This is a genomic window from Kribbella sp. C-35 (assembly GCF_046549195.1).
Classification (GTDB): Bacteria; Actinomycetota; Actinomycetes; order Propionibacteriales; family Kribbellaceae; genus Kribbella.
In genome coordinates, this window is record NZ_JAJPWG010000004.1 from 764529 (window position 1) to 783362 (window position 18834).

Annotated in this window: 20 protein-coding genes; 6 read left to right on the plus strand and 14 right to left on the minus strand. The window is 68.8% G+C overall.

The features are described 5' to 3' along the window. Positions 1-60: 60 nt before the first annotated feature. Positions 61-960, minus strand: coding sequence for an esterase/lipase family protein (locus ACLJOO_RS29445; RefSeq protein ID WP_410790697.1), 900 nt, complete (start codon positions 958-960; stop codon positions 61-63). Positions 961-1100: 140 nt separating this feature from the next. On the opposite strand from ACLJOO_RS29445, the gene ACLJOO_RS29450 reads away from it, so the two are divergent. After that, positions 1101-1733 carry a TetR/AcrR family transcriptional regulator gene (locus ACLJOO_RS29450; protein WP_410790698.1) on the plus strand — a complete coding sequence of 211 codons (633 nt, stop codon included), beginning with the start codon at positions 1101-1103 and terminating at the stop codon, positions 1731-1733. Between the two features lie 27 nt (positions 1734-1760). On the opposite strand, the gene ACLJOO_RS29455 is transcribed toward ACLJOO_RS29450, so the two are convergent. From ACLJOO_RS29455 to ACLJOO_RS29465, 3 genes are all read right to left on the minus strand, one after another. Next, positions 1761-2813: a hypothetical protein gene (locus ACLJOO_RS29455; RefSeq protein ID WP_410790700.1), complete on the minus strand. Its 1053-nt coding sequence runs from the start codon at positions 2811-2813 to the stop codon at positions 1761-1763. 78 nt (positions 2814-2891) lie between these two features. Further along, positions 2892-4520: an L-glutamate gamma-semialdehyde dehydrogenase gene (gene pruA, locus ACLJOO_RS29460; protein ID WP_410790701.1), complete on the minus strand. Its 1629-nt coding sequence runs from the start codon at positions 4518-4520 to the stop codon at positions 2892-2894. A 123-nt stretch (positions 4521-4643) separates the two neighbouring features. After that, positions 4644-5189: a TetR/AcrR family transcriptional regulator gene (locus tag ACLJOO_RS29465; protein ID WP_410790703.1), complete on the minus strand. Its 546-nt coding sequence runs from the start codon at positions 5187-5189 to the stop codon at positions 4644-4646. A gap of 49 nt (positions 5190-5238) precedes the next feature. On the opposite strand from ACLJOO_RS29465, the gene ACLJOO_RS29470 reads away from it, so the two are divergent. Beyond that, complete coding sequence (locus ACLJOO_RS29470; protein WP_410790704.1) at positions 5239-5628, plus strand: nuclear transport factor 2 family protein; 390 nt, start codon at positions 5239-5241, stop codon at positions 5626-5628. An 18-nt stretch (positions 5629-5646) separates the two neighbouring features. On the opposite strand, the gene ACLJOO_RS29475 is transcribed toward ACLJOO_RS29470, so the two are convergent. The 4 genes from ACLJOO_RS29475 to ACLJOO_RS29490 are packed head-to-tail and all read right to left on the minus strand — an operon-like array spanning position 5647 to position 9036. Beyond that, on the minus strand, positions 5647-6099 hold the full coding sequence (locus ACLJOO_RS29475) for a VOC family protein (protein WP_410790705.1): 453 nt from the start codon (positions 6097-6099) through the stop codon (positions 5647-5649). Beyond that, positions 6096-7022, minus strand: a complete 927-nt coding sequence (locus ACLJOO_RS29480) for a Ku protein (RefSeq protein ID WP_410790706.1) — start codon at positions 7020-7022, stop codon at positions 6096-6098. Before ACLJOO_RS29480 ends, ACLJOO_RS29475 begins: the two co-directional genes overlap by 4 nt. 32 nt (positions 7023-7054) lie before the next feature. Then, positions 7055-7579, minus strand: coding sequence for a DUF6912 family protein (locus ACLJOO_RS29485; RefSeq protein ID WP_410790707.1), 525 nt, complete (start codon positions 7577-7579; stop codon positions 7055-7057). Continuing rightward, positions 7576-9036: a WS/DGAT/MGAT family O-acyltransferase gene (locus ACLJOO_RS29490; protein ID WP_410790709.1), complete on the minus strand. Its 1461-nt coding sequence runs from the start codon at positions 9034-9036 to the stop codon at positions 7576-7578. Before ACLJOO_RS29490 ends, ACLJOO_RS29485 begins: the two co-directional genes overlap by 4 nt. A gap of 169 nt (positions 9037-9205) precedes the next feature. On the opposite strand from ACLJOO_RS29490, the gene ACLJOO_RS29495 reads away from it, so the two are divergent. Both ACLJOO_RS29495 and ACLJOO_RS29500 read left to right on the plus strand, forming a co-directional pair. After that, on the plus strand, positions 9206-9691 hold the full coding sequence (locus ACLJOO_RS29495; protein WP_410790710.1) for a cupredoxin domain-containing protein: 486 nt from the start codon (positions 9206-9208) through the stop codon (positions 9689-9691). After that, positions 9691-11007: a hypothetical protein gene (locus ACLJOO_RS29500; protein WP_410790711.1), complete on the plus strand. Its 1317-nt coding sequence runs from the start codon at positions 9691-9693 to the stop codon at positions 11005-11007. The genes ACLJOO_RS29495 and ACLJOO_RS29500 overlap by 1 nt, the downstream gene beginning before the upstream one ends. A 21-nt stretch (positions 11008-11028) precedes the next feature. On the opposite strand, the gene ACLJOO_RS29505 is transcribed toward ACLJOO_RS29500, so the two are convergent. From ACLJOO_RS29505 to ACLJOO_RS29525, 5 genes are all read right to left on the minus strand, one after another. After that, a complete protein-coding gene (locus tag ACLJOO_RS29505) occupies positions 11029-12210 on the minus strand; it encodes a glycosyltransferase 87 family protein (protein ID WP_410790712.1) in 1182 nt (393 codons plus the stop codon). A 50-nt stretch (positions 12211-12260) separates the two neighbouring features. Then, on the minus strand, positions 12261-12917 hold the full coding sequence (locus tag ACLJOO_RS29510; RefSeq protein ID WP_410790713.1) for an HAD family hydrolase: 657 nt from the start codon (positions 12915-12917) through the stop codon (positions 12261-12263). A 76-nt stretch (positions 12918-12993) separates the two neighbouring features. Next, on the minus strand, positions 12994-13788 hold the full coding sequence (locus ACLJOO_RS29515; RefSeq protein WP_410790714.1) for a DUF4097 family beta strand repeat-containing protein: 795 nt from the start codon (positions 13786-13788) through the stop codon (positions 12994-12996). A 100-nt stretch (positions 13789-13888) separates the two neighbouring features. Continuing rightward, positions 13889-15166 (minus strand): CpaE family protein, encoded by a 1278-nt coding sequence (locus tag ACLJOO_RS29520; RefSeq protein WP_410790715.1) that lies wholly within the window; start codon positions 15164-15166, stop codon positions 13889-13891. Further along, a complete protein-coding gene (locus ACLJOO_RS29525) occupies positions 15166-15825 on the minus strand; it encodes a hypothetical protein (RefSeq protein ID WP_410790716.1) in 660 nt (219 codons plus the stop codon). The genes ACLJOO_RS29520 and ACLJOO_RS29525 overlap by 1 nt, the downstream gene beginning before the upstream one ends. Before the next feature lie 166 nt (positions 15826-15991). On the opposite strand from ACLJOO_RS29525, the gene ACLJOO_RS29530 reads away from it, so the two are divergent. Beyond that, positions 15992-16240: a helix-turn-helix domain-containing protein gene (locus ACLJOO_RS29530; protein ID WP_410790718.1), complete on the plus strand. Its 249-nt coding sequence runs from the start codon at positions 15992-15994 to the stop codon at positions 16238-16240. A 140-nt stretch (positions 16241-16380) separates the two neighbouring features. Here the strand turns inward: ACLJOO_RS29530 and ACLJOO_RS29535 are convergent, their stop codons facing one another. Then, positions 16381-16929, minus strand: a complete 549-nt coding sequence (locus tag ACLJOO_RS29535) for a hypothetical protein (RefSeq protein WP_410790719.1) — start codon at positions 16927-16929, stop codon at positions 16381-16383. Positions 16930-17098: 169 nt separating this feature from the next. On the opposite strand from ACLJOO_RS29535, the gene ACLJOO_RS29540 reads away from it, so the two are divergent. Beyond that, entirely contained in the window at positions 17099-18376 is a 1278-nt protein-coding gene (locus tag ACLJOO_RS29540) for a LysM peptidoglycan-binding domain-containing protein (protein ID WP_410790720.1), read from the plus strand. Positions 18377-18834: the final 458 nt, after the last annotated feature.

The following is an 18834-nucleotide window of genomic DNA, read 5'->3' on the forward strand; positions in this document are numbered from 1 at the left end:
TTGGCGAGGATAAGCAACTGTGCGTGTGCGCCGCCTCCCAATATGACCCCAGGGCCGGATCTACAGCGGAGGGCCGAAGGCGCAGACTACTCGGGTTGGGTGGGTCGGGTTCAGGGCGTTGGCGACCAGTTGGGCGACGGTCGGGTCGAAGGCGAGGCCGACGTGGCCGACCGGGTCCAGGGGGCAGGCGTCCTGGACGTACTCGTTCGTCACGCCAGGCTCGCGGATGAACGACGTCTCGTGCGGCGTCACGAGGGCGTCGAAACGGGAGGCGATCACGGTGTACTTCACGCCTGGCTGCGCGATCGGGCCCGCGGTCAGCTTCTCGACGGCTGAGCCGCCGACGATGAGTTCGTCGCAGGCCGGGCAGCCGAACTGCCGCAGGACCTGGTCGACGAGCGGGCCCAGGCCGAGGTAGTCACCCACGCTGACGAGTCCGCCGAACGTCGTACCGTGCGTCGGTGGCGCCAGTGCGATCACCTTGCCGACCTGGGCGGCGTACCCGAGGACCTTCGGGCCGTAGATGGACTGGAAACCGCCCTCGGAGTGTCCGACGATGTCTACCTTCGCCGCGCCGGTCGCCTTGCGGACTCGCTGGACGAAGGACGCGATCTCTGCGGACGACTGTGCGATCGAGACCGTGCCGCCGACCGGGATCGCCGGGGTTGCCTGGCCGTAGGTGAGGGTGAAGGCGCAGTAGCCCTTCGCGGCGAGGAACGGGCCGAGGTACGAGTAGTTGCCGGGGCCGTTGCCGCCGAGGCCGTGCAGGAGGACGAGCGGGTTCGGGTGCGCGGCCGACGGTTTGCACGTCCAGTCGTCGAACCCGGATGACACCGACGACACCGCCGCGCCGGCCGTGGTCGCGGTGCCGGAGGCGGTCGCAGGGCTGGAGGTGAGGGCTCCGGTGAGGAGGACAGCGGTGAGCAGGACCGCGGCGGTTCGGCGGAGGCGGTGGTGCATGACATACTCCCCGTGCAGGTGTCGATGAGTGATCAGTAGATCACGGGTAGTGGAGCACGTCGGCGGGTTATAGACAAGAGCTCGTGTTGATAACAAGATCCCTCGGTTACGGATCCGCCACTCGGGGTAGTGTCCTGCGCATGGGTCGCACGATACGGGGACTGGACGCCGGGCAACGCCGGGCCGAACGACGTGAGCAGTTACTGGACGCGGCGCTCAAGCTGTTCGCCGACAACGGGTATCTCGGGACGTCGATCGAGCAGATCTGCAGTGCGGCGTACATCGGGACGAAGAGTTTCTACGAGCTGTTCACCAGCCGCGAGGAGTGCTACCTGGCGCTGCTCCGGCGGACCTCCGAACGCCTCGAGGAGCGCATGGAGGCCGCCGCCGCGCAGGCGACCGGGAACGAGCGGCAGGAGGCGCCGCGGCTGCTCGCGATCTTCGTGCATGCGCTGGTCGACGATCCGCGGATCACCAAGGTCACGTTCGGGATGGCGTCCGGCATCTCGGAGTCGGTCGAACGCCAGCGCCGCACCAACCGGCGGTGGGCGGCCGGCTTCCTCGTCCAGCTCTGGGACCGGTACGACGGACCGCAGCACGAGGAGCAACGCGCGGCACGGCGCAGCGTGGCGATCGGGCTGATCGGCGGCATGTTCGACCTGGTCTCCGACTGGCTGCTGGACGCCGACCTCACCGCTCCGCCGCAGGTCGAGGCACTGATCGACGACCTGACCACCTTCTACATCACGGTACGCCGGGGCCTCGCGGCGTGACCGCTCACCGCTCCTCGTTCGCAGCCTTCACTCGAAGACGAGGGTGCGGAGGGCGACATGCCCTTCCTCGTCGATGACGTAGTGGGCGTGGCCCTCGTCGTCGACAGCGACGCCCTCGACCCGGCGGACATCGCCGAAGTGATGGACGACCTTGCTGCCGACAACTCGCCCGGCCTCAGGCGGTAGTTCGAAGCGGATGTGCTCGGAATCCGCGACAGCACCTTCCGGGTGGTCCGCGAGTACCGTGGCCGACTTCCCCGACGCATCGAGGTCCCCCACGACGGCGTCGAACACATCCCCGCCCCGCGTATCGAGCGCTCGCAATCCCACCGGCGCTTCCACACTGCCCGCATCGCCGAGGATCCAGGCATTGCCGCAACGCGGTACGGCGTCCGGATCGTCGAACAGCTCGTCGACGTTCTCAAGCTCAACCAGCACCGGATGACCGTCGGCCGTCACCGGGTACCGCAACCCCAGCAGAAGGTTGCCGTTGGCACGGAACTCGGCCGCTTCGATGTTGATCGGGTGATCAGCCGCGCGAATCGTCCCGTCCCAGCTCTTGGCCTTCAGCTGTCCACGAGCGATCGTCGCCTCGACGTACGCCTGCTGCCCGAGCCGCCCGACCGGCAGCAGGTCGACGTCCGCAAGCGCATCGTTCACCGCCCGATGCAGACCGAACCGGAACCGCACGATCTCCATCGGGACCGGCCCGTCACCGGCGATCGACTGCTCCGGGACACGCGCGATCCAGGACCGCTTCGCCGACAGCGGTCCGGCCTTCTTCCCGAACTGCGAACCGAGCAGGTACACGTAACCGTCGCGGGCAGCGCACGCCTCGGCATCCTCGGTCTTGCCCGCGCTCAGGCCGGCGTCGGCGTGGATCCGCCGAGCCGACCAGCCCTCATCGAGTGCCGCTCCAGCCGAGTGCACGAGCAACGCGAGCGCGTCTTCCGCGGTCGTCTCGTCCAGGACGGTGACGAACGCCCGGTCCCAACCGTGCCGGGCCAGCACGTCAGGTGAGAAGACGCGGCACAGGTCGGAGGCTTCGTTCGGTTCCAGGTGCAGATCAGTCGCATGCATACCCGGGGAACGACGGACCCGGCGAGAGTGCTCCCACCGCCCGCCGATTCCCGGGTAATCCCCGATCAACCCTGATTCTCAGCCTTGGTGCGGGTAGCGGTAGTCGGTCGGCGGGGCGAAGGTTTCTTTCATCGAGCGTGGGGACGCCCAGCGGATCAGGTTCCACATCGAGCCGGCCTTGTCGTTGGTGCCGGACGCCCGCGCGCCGCCGAACGGCTGCTGCCCGACGACCGCACCGGTCGGCTTGTCGTTGACGTAGAAGTTCCCGGCCGCGAACCGCAGGTACTCCGCCGCCTCCGCGACCGCGTGCCGGTCCTGCGCGATGACCGCACCGGTCAGCCCGTACGGCGCGGAGTGCTCCATGCCCTGCATCACGCTGGCGTAGTCCGCGTCGTCGTACACGTGCACGCCGAGGATCGGGCCGAAGTACTCGGTCGTGAAGATCTCGTCGGTCGGGTCGTCGGAGACCAGCAGCGTCGGGCGGACGAAGTACCCCTCGCTGTCGTCGTACGTGCCACCGGCAACGACCTCGATCGAGTCCGTCGCCCGGGCCCGGTCCAGCGCCGCCTTGTGCTTGGCGAACGCGCGGTCGTCGATCACCGCGCCGATGAAGTTCGACAGGTCGGTGACGTCGCCCATCGTGATCGCCTCGGTCTCCGCGACGATGTCGTCCCGGATCCGGTCCCACACCGAGCGCGCGACGTACGCACGGGAAGCCGCCGAGCACTTCTGCCCCTGGTACTCGAACGCGCCGCGCACCATCGCGGTCTTCAGCACCGCCGGGTCCGCGGACGGGTGCGCCAGGATGAAGTCCTTGCCGCCGGTCTCCCCGACCAACCGCGGGTAGGTCTTGTACGACGCGATGTTCGTGCCGACCGTGCCCCACAGGGACTGGAACGTCTTCGTGGAGCCGGTGAAGTGGATGCCGGCCAGATCCGGGTGGGTCAGCGCCGCCTTGCTGACGTCGATGCCGTCACCGGTGACCAGGTTGATGACGCCGGCCGGCAGGCCCGCGGCCTCGAACAGCCGCATCGTCCAGTGCGCCGCGAACTGCTGCGTCGGCGACGGCTTCCACACCACGGTGTTGCCCATCAGGGCCGGCGCGGTCGGCAGGTTGCCGGCGATCGCGGTGAAGTTGAACGGCGTGATCGCGTAGACGAAGCCCTCGAGCGGCCGGTAGTCGACCCGGTTCCACACGCCCGGGGACGAGATCGGCTGGTCGCTGACGATCTGCCGCGCGAACGCCACGTTGAACCGGAGGAAGTCGATCAGTTCGCAGGCGGCGTCGATCTCGGCCTGCTGCACGGTCTTGGACTGGCCGAGCATGGTGGCCGCGTTCAGGGTGTCGCGCCACGGGCCGGCCAGCAGGTCGGCGGCCTTCAGGAAGATCGCGGCGCGGTCGTCGAAGGACAGCGAGCGCCAGGCCGGAGCGGCCGCGAGGGCCGCGTCGACGGCGGCCTTGCCGTCCGCCTCGGTCGCGTTGCCGAGGGTGCCGAGCACCTGCGCGTGCTTGTGCGGCTGCACGACCTGGATCGGCGTACCGCCACCCAGCTTCTGCTCGCCGCCGATCGTGCAGGTCAGGTCGATCGCACCCGTAGCGGTGAACTCCTTGAGCTTCGCCTCCAGGCTCGCGCGCTCCCCGGAACCAGGCGCATACCCCTTGACGGGTTCGTTGGCAGGCGTCGGAACAGCGGTAACCGCATCCATGGTGCAAGCTCCTCTACTGGGTGGGGGCCGGTGTGGGTGGGCGGCCTTGCCCGTTGATGACACAAGCATGGTGCCATGACTCACCACGGGAAACGAACCTGACCACAAAACCGACCACGAGACCTACTGGTCCGGTCGGGAAGTACCCACTCCACGCCGCACGATTCGCAGCATACGTTTCACGCGAGCAGGCTCCGCGGCAGCCATTCCGGCGGCGATCTGCAGCAGATCCATCGGGTCGACGTCCGCCCTCAGCACCCCCGCCCGCTGGGCCCGATCGACGAGCCGCCCGACCGTCTCGGACATCGCCGCGTGCCACTCCTCGTGCAGGCCGGACCGCCGTGCCGACGGCTCGAGACTGCGGGCCAGATCGCCCTTCTCGGTCACATGGCGGACGAACGCGTCCAGCCAGTCGAACAGCCCGTCGAGCGGGTCGTCCGCCTCGGGAACATCGCACAGCTCCGCGACTTCCTCGGCGTACACCGCGACGATCAGGTCGTCCCGGGTCGGGAAGTGCCGGTAGAGCGTCGCGTTGCCGATCCGAGCGCGCCGTGCGATCTCGTCCAGCGGCGCCTGCGTGCCGAACTCGGCGAACACCGCCCGCGCGGTGCCGATCAGCTGGTCGCGGTTCCGCCGGGCGTCGGCCCGCAGCGGCTTAAGTGGGGACATCCCTGGTTACACTAGCACTAATCGGGGACTTCCCCAGTTAGGAGTGACGATGGACGCGGCCGACCGGATCGCCATTACCGATCTGATCAATTTGCACGGGCATCTCGTCGACGGCGGGGAGCGGTACGACGGGTTGTTCACGCCGGACGTGCAGTACGACGTGTCGGATCTCGGGGGTGGGGTGATCGCCGGGCGGACGGCGCTGTGGGAGGCGGGGCTGGCGCTGGGTGAGGGCAATCCGGTGGGGCATCACGTGACCAACATCGTGCTGACCGAGGTCGGACCCGACGAGGTGGCGGCCCGGTCCAAAGCCATCGGGATCTCGGCCGACGGGAGCTGCGCGAGCCTCGTCTACGAGGATGTCGTGGTGCGGACGCCGGACGGCTGGCTCATCAGCCGGCGGAGGGTGGTCCTCAGGCGCCGGCCGTTGGGGCGGTAGGTTCGCGGGGTCGGACCGCTAGCGGCGCCACGGCATGTGCTGGAGGGCCCAGGTGTTGCCGTCCGGGTCCTCGAACCAGGCATAGAAGACGCCGCCGAGGTCCTCGGTCTCGCCGACCTCGACACCGCGGCCGATGAGCTGCTGACGCGCGGCCTCGATGTCCTTCACGACCAGATGCAGGGCACGCAGGGACCCTGGCTCCATGTCCGCCATCGGCAGACCCTGGAGCAGGCTGATCGAGCAGTACGAGCCCGGCGGCGTCAGCTGGACAACGCGGACACCGTCGGCCGGCGACACATCCACGTCGACGGTGAACCCGCACTGCTCGGAGTAGAACCGCTTCGCCCGGTCGATGTCGGACACCGGCACCGGGATCAGCTCGAGCAGGAACGCCCCGGGCTTCACCACCACGGCGGTCGGATCATCCGGGATTTCCGAGATGTCCTTCGGGATTTCCGTTCGTTCGCTCATGCGGACTTCTTCGTAGCCTTCTTGGCGGCCTTCTTCGCCGGGGCCTTCTTCGCAGCAGCCGCCTTCTTGGCGGGTGCCTTCTTCGCCGCGGCCTTCTTGGCGGGCGCCTTCTTGGCCTCGGCTTCGCCGGACCCACCGCCCGCGCGACGCGCTTTCGCGGCCTCGACCGAGGCGCGCAGCGCGGCAACCAGGTCGACGACCTCGGCGCCCTCTGTCTCCTCTTCCTCGGACTCCGGCAGCGGCACCCCCTCGGCCTTCGCCTGGACGACCTTCTCCAGCGCCTGGCGGTACTCGTCGTGGTACTGGCCCGGGTCGAACTCACCGCGCAGCGTGTCGATGTACGACGACGCCATCGCCTTCTCCTGGGACCGGATCTCCACGTCCTCCGGCGGCGCCGCGAACGACTTGTCCCGGACCTCGTCCGGCCACAGCATCACCTGCAGCACCAGGACGTCGTCGACCGTCCGCAGCAGCCCGAGGCTCTCGCGGGACCGCAGCGCGACCTTGACCAGCGCATACAGCTCGGAGCCGTCGAGGGCGTCCCGGAGCAGCACGTACGGCTTGGCACCAGGTCCGCCGTCGGCGGCCAGGTAGTAGGACTTCCCCAGGTACAGCGGGTCGACCTGGTCGGCCGGCACGAACTCCAGCACGTCGATGACCTTCTTGCTGGACAGCGGCAGGTCGGCGAAGTCGTCCGGCTCCAGCACAACCATCCTGCCGTCCGCCATCTCGTAGCCCTTGCCGATGTCGGAGTACGGCACCTCTTCCCCGTCGATCGAGCAGATCCGCTTGTACTTGATCCGGCCGCCGTCGGCGACATGCACCTGACGGAACGAGATGTCCTTCTCCTCGGTCGCGGAGAACACCTTGATCGGGATCGTCACCATCCCGAACGAGATGGCCCCCTTCCAGATCGCCTGCATCGCCATCAGCTCCCTATCGAGTCACCGTCAGCTCAAGTCCGCTGCCCACCGCGCGGCCCCTCCGCCGCGAGCAGATCGGGAATCTCCTGTGTCGCGTACCACAACAGGTCTTCACCCTCGCACGAATCCAGGGCGAACACCGCGTTGTCATCACCACTTTGAGCGGCATCCCAGAGGTCCGCGGCCTTACCGATCACCGTGGTCGCCTGCGCCGCGTCGAGGTGCACTGATGCCACGGACCGCCACGGAATCACCACGTGCAGCTCCAGCCGGGCGTCACCGAGCTCCACGGACCCGTCGGCGGGCGGTATGGCGCTGACCTCGGCCGCGATCACCACCCGTCTCCGTGCGGTCCCCGGGTCGGCGGCCAGCAGTCCTACCGAGGCGCGGGCCGCCTGCGCCATCGCGGCGTACTCCAGCTCCTCGTCGTCGCCTTCGACGTACCACTCGCGCAGCGCCGGTGTCACGCCGTACGCCGTCAGCGGCGCCGGGCCGACCTCGCCGGCATTGCACGCCGCGGTCAGCAACGAGAGCGTGGATGGGACGTAGACCCTCATGAGCCCGCCTTCTTGGTCTGTTTCTTGCGGCCCCGGGACGCCCGGTTCCGGCTGCCCCTGGTGGTCTCCAGCAACTCGTCCAGCGCATCGGTCACACATTGGGCGAAAACAGCGAGGTCCGGCATGGCAGTGCGGTCCGCGTTCAGACCGTAGTACACCTTCCCGTCGTACGACGTGACGCCGACCGACAGGCCCTGACCGGGCATCAACGGAACCACCGGGTACGACGCGAGCATCGGGGCACCCTGCGCGTAGAGCGGGAATTGGGGGCCCGGCACGTTGGTGATCACCACGTCGTCGATCGGCCGGACCGTGGTGGTCGCGACCCGGGCGGCGAGCGCGTGCAACGTGGTCGGGGCGAACCCGGCGATCCCGACGAGCGAGCGGGCGCTGACCGCGCGGCCGGTGTCCTTGTGCACCTTGGTCTGGTACGAGATCTGGTGCAGCCGCATGACCGGGGAGTTCTCGCCGACCGGCAGGTTCACGCTCGAGGCGATCACCCGGGAACCGAGCGAGGTCGTCGGCTCCTCGTCCTCGTCGTCGCGGATGCTGACCGGGACCACGGCCCGCACGCTCCGGGTCGGCCCGACGCCCTCGCCGCGGGTCATCATCCAGGCCCGGAACGCGCCCGCGACCACGGCGAGGACCACGTCGTTGACCGTGCCGCCGTGGGCCGCACGGATCGTCCGGTAGTCCTCCAGGTCGGTCTGCACGGTGGTGAACCGCCGCTGACCCGACGTCTTCACGTGCAGTGAGCTCTCCTGCGCATGCCGCTGCGCGACCAGCGAGCCGACCACGCCGCCGAGCACCTCGCGGACCGAGGTGGAGCCGGTCAGGCTGGCCATCTCCGCGCGGGCCAGCTCCAGGACCGCACTCGGGTGCTTGGTCGCGTCGGAGAACACCCCGGCGAGCAGCTCCAGCGCGGACGGCGGGTGCTCCGGTTGCCAGGTGTCGGTCGGGGTGTCCTTGGGGTGCGCCGTCGAGTCCAGCACCACCTGGCCGATGTCGACCGTGCTGTTGCCGTCGACAAGCGCTTGATGGGACTTCGCGATGATCGCGAACCGGTCGCCCTGCAGGCCCTCGACGAGGTACATCTCCCACAGCGGGCGGGCCCGGTCGAGCCGCCGGGACATGATCCGGGCGACCAGTTCGAGCAGCTGCGCGTGCGTGCCGGGGCGCGGCAGCGCGGAGCGGCGTACATGGAAAGTGATGTCGAACTCTTCGTCGTCCACCCACACCGGTCCGGCGAACCGGCCGGGCACCTGCTGGACCCGCTGCCGGTACTTCGGCACGAACGTGATCCGGTCCCGGATCAGCGCCACCAGGCTCTCGTAGTCGAACCCCTCGTCACCATGCACCGGCGGCTCAAAGATGTCGACGGTCCCGACGTGCATCGGGGTGGCCGGCGACTCGGCCTTGAGAAAGGTGAGGTCGAGCGACGTCAACCGGTCGGGCACGGCGGTCACCTTCCTCTCACTTCGACGGATTCTCACCCTAGCGGGCCCCACGGACAGTGGGCTGCGACACTGCTTGTACGGGAACACTGAGCTATCTGTGTTCGTCAGGCAAGAGGGTGCCTCTCGCATCCGGATATGTCACATGACCCCTTGAAAGGCTCCTGGACCGATGCGTTCGACGCTCACTCGCGGTGCCGCCACCGCTCTTCTGCCCGCCCTCGGCATGCTGGTCCTGGCCGGCTGCGGCGGCGACAACACCGGCGGCACCACCACCCCCTCACCGAGCGCCCCGGCCAGTACGCCGACGTCGACCCTCCCCACCAACACCCCCACCCCGGGCAAGCCGAACGCGAGCTCGCCGTCGAACACCGCCGACCCGTCCGGTGAGCAGGCGGACGTCACCGTCGACGTCACGGTTGCCAACGGCAAGGTCAACCCGAGCGGCGCGACGATCAAGGTGAAGGCCGGTCAGACCGTGCTGGTCAAGGCGGTCAGCGACGCCGCGGAGGAGCTGCACATCCACGGGTACGACAAGGAGCTGGAGCTCGCCCCGGGCAAGCCCGCCTCGGTCAAGTTCACCGCGAACATGAAGGGCACCTTCGAGGTCGAGACCCACAAGAGCGGCAAGCTCGTCGCCAAACTTGTTGTCTCGTGATGCTTCCCCTTCACGGGATCGGTGGTCGTCAGGACCTGCCGGTTCCGTTCGGGCTGGCGGTCGGTGGGGCCGCGGTCGCGGTCGCGTTGTCGTTCGTCGTCCTCGGGCTGGCGTGGCGTAGTCCGAAGTACCGCGGCGACGCATCCGGCATACCGTTGCCAACCGCAATCACCCGGACCGTCGACGCCGGCTGGTTCCGGTGGGTCGTGCGGTTGTTCGGGCTGGCGACCTTCCTGTACGCGATGGTGTCGCTGGTGTTCGGCGTCGACCGGCTGACGAACCCGATCTTCGGCTTCATCTACATCCTGGTCTGGGTCGGGCTGGTGCCGATCTCACTGGTCTTCGGCCCGGTCTGGCGGACGCTGAACCCGTTGCGCACCCTCCACCTGCTGCTCTCGAAGCTCCTCCGCCAGCCGCCGTCCAAGGGTCTGCTCGAGCTCCCCGCCTGGGTGGGTCTGTGGCCGGCCACGCTGGGCATCTTCGCGTTCACCTGGCTGGAACTGGTCGCGCCGGACCGAGCCACGATCCCGGTCCTGCAGGCGTGGATCGCGCTGTACGTCGTGATCACGATGTTCGGAGCGGTCTTGTTCGGCGACCGCTGGTTCGCGCAGGGCGATCCGTTCGAGGTGTACGCGACTCTGATGTCGCGGTTGTCGCCGTGGGGTCGCCGTACCGACGGACTGCTGGTGCTCCGCCGACCGCTGGAGAACCTCGACGGCCTTCGCCCGCAGCCCGGACTGGTCGGGATGGTGGCGGCGCTGCTCGGCTCGACGGCGTACGACGGGTTCTCGAACTCGTCCTCGTGGATCGGCTGGGCGCAGAACCAGGACATCTCGATGACTTGGCTCGGTACCGGCGCGCTGATCGTCTTCATCCTGTTCGTACTGATCACGTACTCCGGCGCGACGATCCTGGCCGGCCGGCTCTCGGACAGTTCGCGGACCGCGCTACCCGGTCTCTTCGCGCACTCCGTCGTACCGATCGCCTTCGGGTACGTCGTCGCGCACTACCTGACCCTGTTCATCCTGGAGGGCCAGCGGACGCTGATCTACCTGAGCGACCCACTGAGCAACGGCGCGAACATCTTCGGCACCGGTCTCCTCGCGGTGAACACCGGCATCACCAACCACAGCACGGCAATCTCGGTCATCCAGGTCGCGGCAGTGGTCTGCGGCCACCTGCTAGGCGTCGTCTCGGCGCACGATCGCGCAGTCGCCCTGTTCCCCCGCGCCAAGGCCCTAGCCGGCCAGCTCCCCCTACTGGTCGTCATGGTCGGCTACACCTGCGGCGGCCTGCTCCTACTGTTCTCGTCCTGATGTACGACGCGGAGCCGGCGGTCAGGCTGGCGGGGCCGCTTCGGGGGTTGACTGCCTCGGCAGACCCCGGCTCGTGATCACCAGCAGGATGAAGGCGATCATTCCGACGATCAGGTGGGAGTTGCCGGGGATCGACTGCCAGAAGGTCCAGTCGAGCTCGCGGTCGTCACGGTACGGGACCCACCAGATCGAGCGCAGGACGAACAGGCCGTAGAACAGTACGCCGGTGACGACCGCGGGGTTGAGGCCCCAGATGCGGTTGACGCCGCGGATCAGGCTGACGCCGAGCGGGATGATCCACACCCAGTGGTGGCTCCAGGTGATCGGCGACGCGTACAGGACCGCGAGCGCCATCACAGAGATCGCGGTCACGCGCTCGTCGGCGAGCCAGTACTTGCGCGCCAGCCACAGCACCGCCAGTCCGAACGCGGCCGACAGCACGAACCAGGTCGGCTGCACCCAGCTCGCCTCGTCACCGATCCGGTGCAGGAAACCGTTGAACGACTGATTGCCGGTGTACGCGATCCCGCCGACCCGGTTGGCGTCGAGGATCACGTCCGTCCAGTACCGCCACGACTGGTGCGGCACGATCGCGAACCCGATCGCCATCGTCGCCAGCAGTCCGAGTACGGCGTTGCGCAACGCACGCCACTGCTTCGTGACGACCAGCAGCGCGAGGATCGGCAGCGGGGTGAGCTTGATACCGATCGTCACGCCGAGCCAGAACCCGCGCAGGCGCGCGTCGTTCGGCCGGATCAGGTCCAGCAGGATCATTGCGGTCAGCAACAGGTTGATCTGGCCGAACTGGATCGTCTGCCAGACCGGCTCGAGCAGCAGCGACAGCACGGTCAGCGCGATCAGCACCGCCGTTCGCTTCCGCTGGGTGACGAACGACCAGAACGTCTTGGTCAGGCTGGCCCGCCACAACGCGGTGATGCACAGCACCGAGATCGTCGTCCACACCACCAGCGCGACACCCCACGGTACGGCACCCAGCGGGACCATCGCGATCGCGGCGAACGGCGGATACGTGAACGGGAGGTTCGAACCGCCGGGCAGCTTCGCGTCGTACAACGAGTCGCCGTGCAGCAGGACCGAGCCGCCCATCCGGTAGACGCGCAGGTCGATCATCCCGCCGTACAGATGGCCGATCCAGGCGCCGAGCGCCACCAGGACCGCGCATCCGGCGATCGCGATGATCACGCGGCGACGACCGGCCGGACGAGTTGGGGAGGAGGGAGGGGTGGTCACGGTCACGTCAGGTCGGCTCCGAACAGGGTTTCCAGCGCTCGCCGGGTCTCGTCGTACTCGGTGTGAAGAATCGCGGTCATCCCGACCTCGCGGGCGCCGTCGACGTTGAGTTGCAGATCGTCGACGAACACGCACTCCGCCGGCTCCAGGCCGAGGCGCTGGGCGGCGAGCTGGAAGATCTCCGGCTCGGGTTTGCGCAGGCCCACCTCGCCGGAGATGACGATGTCGTCGAACATCCCGTCCCAGGTGTCCCGCGGGTACGTGTTGCCCCAGGAGTTCGACAGCAGCGCGGTCCGGATCCCGCGTTCGTTGACGCGGCGGACCAGCGCGGACATCGCGGGCTGGTGCTCGAAGTGCGCGAACATCCGCTCGATCAGTCCCTCCGCGGGCACCGGCGTACCGTCGCGGCGGAGAAGGATCGAGGCGAGTTTGCGCTCGAAGTCGGGGACGGCGATCTGGCCGCGTTCGAGGGCGTGCACCGGGTTGAGCTCGGCCGTCACGCTCTCGGACGGGAGCCATTTCATGACTGCTTCGAGGTAGGAATCGAAGTCGAAATCGTCCAGTTCCGCCCAGCGCCGCAGCGCCGGTTCCAGGCCCGAGGTGAGCACGCCGCCCCAGTCCACCAGCAGACCACGCGGCACCAACCGCTCCTCGACCATGCGCGCAAGCCTACTCAGACGACGGTCGCCCTCACCCTCCCGACCCTCACCCTCACAGGCTGTGCACACACAACCATCAGTGGTTGTATTCGATGCTGACGTCACCCGAGGACGTCTTCGCGGTGATCGTCCGGGTCGCGTTCGGATCGATGTTCACGTTCGCCGCCTCGTCGCCCGACGACGTGTCGGTGTCCACCTTGTACGTCTCGTCGCCGGACGGGATCCGGATCGACACATCACCGGAACTCGTCTTCGCCTCGACCGTCTGCGGAGCGACGCTGAAGTCCAGCGACGTACTGCCGGAACTGCTGTGCGTCGTTACCGAGGTCGCGCCGAGCCCGTCCGCCTCGAGATCCCCCGAGCTCGACTTGAGGTCCAGCGGTCCGCCGACGTCATGCACCTCGATGTCACCCGAGCTGGACTTCAGATTCGTCGCGCCCTCGATCCCGGTGACCGTCATCTTTCCGCTGCTGCTCTCGACCGTGAGCTTCAGATCCCGCGGCACCGTCAGGACGTACGTCGTCTTGCACCCGAACGACAGGAATCCGCACCCGCCGCTGCTCAGCTCGAGCTTGCCTTCACTCTCGTCGTACTTCTCGCTCGGGTCCGAGCCGAACACGTTCCGCTCGGACTGCCGGTCGACCTTGATCTCGGTCCCGTCGCCGGGCCGCACCTCGACCGTCGCGGAACCGCCCTTCACGAGCAGCGAACTGCCCTGCACCGGGTAGCTGGTCTGGCTGTTCTTGGTGCCCTCGGTCAGTCCGGTGAGCGCCCAGTACGCCCCGCCGAGGATGAGGGCGACGGAGATGGCGATCCCGTACCGCCGCTCGACGCTCATCGAGCTCCGCGGCCGGCCTTGGACATCGGACATGACGCTCCCTCAAGTGCGGGTCGAAGTGCTTCCCACACTGGCACATCGCGGCCCCGCTGTCGGCGGGGATGTCCCCCAACTCGACCCTGAGTGCCGAGGTTCAGACAGGTACCGAATGGAGGTCGTTGGCGACCGCCGTGGCGAGCTGCTGGAACGCCTTACGGAGCTTGCTCGACTTCGCGGCCTCGGCCAGACTGCGCCCGTGCGCGACCGCGGTGTCCGCCGCGCTCAGGTCGTACGGCAGCAGGGCGGCGTTCTCGATCCCGGCGTACTGCCGCAGCGCATCCAGCGCCGCATCACCCGGCGAGCCACCGAGCGACCCGGACCGCAACCGGTTCACCACGACACGCGTGTTGACGGACGGTACGACGGCGCGCAGGTCGTGGACCGCCCGGATCAGACGGGTCAGACCGACAGGATCCGCCGTACCGACGACAACGACCTCGTCGGCCTCCTCGAGCGTCACCACGGTCGCCCCGTTGCGCCGCGGCGCGAGCGAGTCGAACGAGATCTCCTCGTCGGTCTCGATACAGAACCCGGCGTCCACCACGGTGATCGGGGCCAGCGTCCGCGCGGTCGACCAGATCGCCTCGACCGCCGCGGGCCGCAACTCCGTCCACCGGTCGGCCCGGCTGAGCCCGGTCAGCACCAGCAGGTGCGGGTTCACCTCGCGCGCGTGCCGGGCGAGCATCACCATGTCGAGCGAGCCGTTCGACGCCGAGCGCGCCGCGGCGGCCAGTCCGGACGTCTCGTCGAGCATCCCGAGCATCTGCGCCACGGTCCCGCCGTACACGTCGACGTCCGCGAGCAGCGTCGGGACCCGCTTCACCGCCAGTTCAGAGGCGAGGTTGACCGCGACCGTCGTACGCCCGGGCGCGCCGGTCGGCCCCCAGACCGCGACCAGCCGACCGGTGCCCTGCGGGAACGCCGGCGGCTGCGGGTTGCCGGCATTCTCCGGCGACAGCGGGACGAATCCGCCCGCGAAGTGCGAGTTGGTGACCGGCGGCCCGGCCTCGACCGCATCGGAGATCGCCCGGCCGAGGTCCGCCGGGCTCACGTCGGCGGGAAGGATCCGCTCGATCCCCATCCGGCTCAGCCGGTCCTCGGCGCCGAACGGCGCACCGGTCTCCAGAGGGTCGACCAGGGCGAGCACGGCGATACCGCGGGCGTACAGCGCGGCGACCGCATCGGACGACAGCCGCGGAAGTGCGTCAGCCAGCAGCACCGCACGGGCCTGACCGCTCGCGGCCGCAGCCATCACATCGGCGACGTCGACACAGCGCCGTACGATCCGGATCCCGGGAGCGCCCTCGGTCCGCCGTACGACGTCTGCTTCCCACGGCGCCCCGGTAACGGCCAGCAGTACTGGGACCGACATCAGCCGTCCTTCCGGACCAAGGTCGGCTCGCCGGTGCTGATGGCGGTGAGGGCGGCCGGGATACGGGGCAGATCGGCCGAGGCGAGGGCGATCGTCACCTGTCTGCGCGCCGAACCGCCGGCGACACCCTTCACCGAGTCGACCTGCAGCACGCGAACACTGCTCCACAGCGGCCGGGCGGGCTGGCCCTCCTCCTTCGGCACCACCCAGACGTCCACCACATCGCCGGGCGCGGTGTCGGACGGCAGACGACCGGACGCCACCGACAGCGGGAACTCGGTGCGGTCCTGGTCAGACTTGGGTACGGCGGCATCCTTCGGCACGAACTCGCCTTGGCCGACCGTCCGGCCGACGACCAGGCCCTTCAGATCGGCGTCGGCCGACAGGTACCGCCCTGAGTCGTCACCGCTGGTGAAACGGACGCGCACCGTGGTCAGGTCGTCGTCGGTCAGCGGGGTCCCGGCCTTGAGCTCGTGCTTGGCCGCCCAGATCGTCGTGGTGTCGTCGGCGGACGACAGCAGCTTGGCACCGGCCAGCGCGGTGACGGCGACCAGCAGCACACCGAGCACCAGGCGGCCGTCCTTCCAGCGCGCCTTCCGGTTGCGCTGAGCCGGTGCGGCCGGCGCCCCGAAGCCACTTCGCACTGCTGTCTCGACCACTTCGTCTCCCCAGTCGCTGCCTTTGATCCCGGGACATTCTGCCTCGTTGCCGCTCGCAGGGTGAACGGTCATCCACAGGCTGTCATGGCCTGGGGACAAACTCGGCCATCCACTCGCCAACCGTGGCAAACTGAAGGAACCAGCCACTATCCGAAGGAGCACGACGATGCCGGGTCCCCGCTTCCTCCAGCTAGCCGACGTCGCCGAGGTCCTGAACATCTCCGCCAACCAGGTCTACGCACTCGTCCGGCGCGGCGACATCCCCGCCGTGAAAATCGGCGGCCGCGGCCAATGGCGAGTCGAGTCCGCCGAGCTGGAGAAGTACATCGAACGCCTCTACACCGAAACCAAGCAATTCATAGACACCCACCCCTTCGGCGAGGAAGCAGACGCCACCGAAGACGCCAACCTCTAACCCCACGTCCCCCGGCGGGCTGGCGCCGGGGTCCAGGCAGGGGCTGGCACAAGAAGTGGGATCTAGGCACAGGCTGGCGTGTGTGGGAACAGGCAATTGCTTGTCCCCACACCCCGGGAGGGTGCACTCCGCCTCGGGGCCTAGCGGCGGCGTAGGGCGCGGAGGGCTTGGGTGGGGACCAGGCGGACGTTGTAGACCTCGCTGCGGCGGCGGGGGGCGTCCAGTGCGTGCTCGGCGAGTTCCAGGAAGTCGGCGCCGACCCGGTCGATCGTGCCGGTGACCGGACCGCCCCCACTGCAGAACAGGGTGACCGGTGAGCGATCCCGGGCGATCCCCCGCAGCAGGTGTGTGAGGCCGAGTTTCCCCTCGACGGCTCCGACCGCCGGCTCCGCCCACGGCCCAAGCCGGTGTACGGCGACCAGCGCGTCAACTGGAATCAGCCACTCCTCGTAGCGCTCGGTCTCGAGCAGCAAGCAGTCCTTCCCGACCCGGCTGAGCAGCCCGCGGACCGGCTCCGCGTCCATCAGTTCGACGCGTACGACGGTGTTCACCGCCCCGCGCAGACGGTCCAGCACCGTGATCTTCCCGACCTCGGCGCGGATCCGATCGGCCACTTCGCCGTACAGATCACTCTCCTGGAGCGCCTCGAACTGCGACTCCAGGTCCGCGAACAACGCATCCCACCGCATGACCGTGAACCTACCGGTCCCAGGCACCACCGTGCCTCGCGACGGTCACCGTCCGCAGCGGAAACCGACGCAGAGTGCGTTAAGGACTTGCAAAGCTGCCGTAAAACCGGTCTATAGTGGTCAAGCCAACGCAAACTAAAGCAAACTCATAGGTCGGGGGCGAAGCGGGATGAACGCGATGATCCGGGTGATCAAAGGCGCGCTCGCGCTGGTCGGACTGGTTGGGGTTTACCTGCTGCTGCGGTGGATCACCGCGGGCTCGATCAGCGGCCTGCGGACGTACGACCTGGACTCGCTGACCGTTCTCGTTGTCGGGACGGTCGCTTGGATCGCGTACGGGTGGCTCGTCCTGGCCGTCGTACTCACGGCGCTCGAACAGATCCCCGGTGCGGTCGGCGCACTCGCCGGAGCCGTCGCGGGCCGGATCACCACCAAGACCGCCCGCGCCCTACTCCGCTCCGGCCTCGGCGTAGCCGCCGTCACTCCCCTAACCGTCGGCGCCGCCCAAGCCGCCCCCGGCAACACCGCCCACGTCCAGCAGTGGACGCAGCCGTCCTCAGCCACCCAGTCCACCAACTACCGCGCCATCGAGCCCCGCTCCACGGTCCAACTCGGCGGCCAGAACGCGTCCTACCGCTCCACCGAGCCCGGCTCCGCGGCCGGCTTCGGTGGCACGGACGCGTCGTACCGCTCCACGGAGCCCCGCTCCACGGTCGAGCTCGGCAGCACCAACACGTCGTACCGCTTCACCGAGCCCGCCTCCACCGTCGAGCTCGGCAACACCGACTCCACATCTCAGGCACACACCGACTACCGCGCTACCGAACCGCCCTCCCAGGTCCGCCTGACCAACCCCACCCCAAGCACGCCTAACGACCCCACCACCAACACCCCGAACCGCCCAGGCACACCCGACCGCCCGACCACCGGCCGGACGGCTGCTGGCCACCCCACCCCGGGTAGGCCGAGCGCGCCTGGTGCGGGCACGGCTGGGCGGGTGGAGGGCGGGCGTACGGCGTCTGGCCGGCCTGCTGCTCCCACCGGGTCCGTCGACTCAGCCGCAACGCCCGCTCGCGGACAGAAGACCGGGAACGAAATGCCCGCAGGTGGACAGAAGGGCACGAACGAACTGCCTCCGGGTGGGCGGCCGCTGGTGGGGGTGCCGGATCGGCCGACCGACGGTGCGCCGACCCGGTACACGGACCTCCGGCCAGCCGTCCCGGTGCGGGTCGTCGTACGGAAAGGCGACTCGCTCTGGAGCATCGCCGCCCGCGAACTCGGCCCCCGCGCGACCGCCGACGCGATCGCCGCCCGCTGGCCGGACTGGTACGCCACGAACCGCCACGTGATCGGAAACGACCCCGACCTCATCCTCCCCGGGCAGGTACTCCGCATCCCGCCCGCACCCACCGGCGACCACCTCCCGCCCCACCCCCAGGAGCAGTGACATGAGCCAGCCCAACAACCTCCAGCCGGAAGACCTCCCGCTGGAAGACCTCCAGCCCGCTGCTCCCCTCACCGCCGTCCCCACCCGTACGACGGACCACACCGGAGCCCGCGCCGTTCAACAACACCCCGCCCCCACCCACCCGGACGCAACGGAGGCTCCCATGACCGTCCCAACCTCACCCTCAACCAAGCGCCAACCCGAGCCGACCACGGCAACTGCCACGGACCTGGCGACACCGGCTCCCACGGACACGGACGCGGCGGTGCCGACGGCCGCAAGTACGACGGCCCCGACTGCCGCAGGCGCGGGTACGTCGGCTGCCTCGAGTGCCGGTACCTCGTCAGCGGCTGCCGGAACGTTCGCGGCAGCCGGAGCTGCGGTTGCTGGTGATGATGCGGTCGCTGAGGCCGCAGTTGCTGGCACTCCGGTTGGTGGGGCTGCGGTTGTTAGCTCGG

What these genes read in the sequence shown, in the direction of transcription:
- ACLJOO_RS29445 (WP_410790697.1), bottom strand. Translation starts at nt 960, where the DNA reads ATGCACCACCGCCTCCGCCGAACCGCCGCGGTCCTGCTCACCGCTGTC.
- ACLJOO_RS29450 (WP_410790698.1), top strand. Translation starts at nt 1,101, where the DNA reads ATGGGTCGCACGATACGGGGACTGGACGCCGGGCAACGCCGGGCCGAA.
- ACLJOO_RS29455 (WP_410790700.1), bottom strand. Translation starts at nt 2,813, where the DNA reads ATGCATGCGACTGATCTGCACCTGGAACCGAACGAAGCCTCCGACCTG.
- pruA (WP_410790701.1), bottom strand. Translation starts at nt 4,520, where the DNA reads ATGGATGCGGTTACCGCTGTTCCGACGCCTGCCAACGAACCCGTCAAG.
- ACLJOO_RS29465 (WP_410790703.1), bottom strand. Translation starts at nt 5,189, where the DNA reads ATGTCCCCACTTAAGCCGCTGCGGGCCGACGCCCGGCGGAACCGCGAC.
- ACLJOO_RS29470 (WP_410790704.1), top strand. Translation starts at nt 5,239, where the DNA reads ATGGACGCGGCCGACCGGATCGCCATTACCGATCTGATCAATTTGCAC.
- ACLJOO_RS29475 (WP_410790705.1), bottom strand. Translation starts at nt 6,099, where the DNA reads ATGAGCGAACGAACGGAAATCCCGAAGGACATCTCGGAAATCCCGGAT.
- ACLJOO_RS29480 (WP_410790706.1), bottom strand. Translation starts at nt 7,022, where the DNA reads ATGCAGGCGATCTGGAAGGGGGCCATCTCGTTCGGGATGGTGACGATC.
- ACLJOO_RS29485 (WP_410790707.1), bottom strand. Translation starts at nt 7,579, where the DNA reads ATGAGGGTCTACGTCCCATCCACGCTCTCGTTGCTGACCGCGGCGTGC.
- ACLJOO_RS29495 (WP_410790710.1), top strand. Translation starts at nt 9,206, where the DNA reads ATGCGTTCGACGCTCACTCGCGGTGCCGCCACCGCTCTTCTGCCCGCC.
- ACLJOO_RS29500 (WP_410790711.1), top strand. Translation starts at nt 9,691, where the DNA reads ATGCTTCCCCTTCACGGGATCGGTGGTCGTCAGGACCTGCCGGTTCCG.
- ACLJOO_RS29510 (WP_410790713.1), bottom strand. Translation starts at nt 12,917, where the DNA reads ATGGTCGAGGAGCGGTTGGTGCCGCGTGGTCTGCTGGTGGACTGGGGC.
- ACLJOO_RS29515 (WP_410790714.1), bottom strand. Translation starts at nt 13,788, where the DNA reads ATGTCCGATGTCCAAGGCCGGCCGCGGAGCTCGATGAGCGTCGAGCGG.
- ACLJOO_RS29520 (WP_410790715.1), bottom strand. Translation starts at nt 15,166, where the DNA reads ATGTCGGTCCCAGTACTGCTGGCCGTTACCGGGGCGCCGTGGGAAGCA.
- ACLJOO_RS29530 (WP_410790718.1), top strand. Translation starts at nt 15,992, where the DNA reads ATGCCGGGTCCCCGCTTCCTCCAGCTAGCCGACGTCGCCGAGGTCCTG.
- ACLJOO_RS29535 (WP_410790719.1), bottom strand. Translation starts at nt 16,929, where the DNA reads ATGCGGTGGGATGCGTTGTTCGCGGACCTGGAGTCGCAGTTCGAGGCG.
- ACLJOO_RS29540 (WP_410790720.1), top strand. Translation starts at nt 17,099, where the DNA reads ATGAACGCGATGATCCGGGTGATCAAAGGCGCGCTCGCGCTGGTCGGA.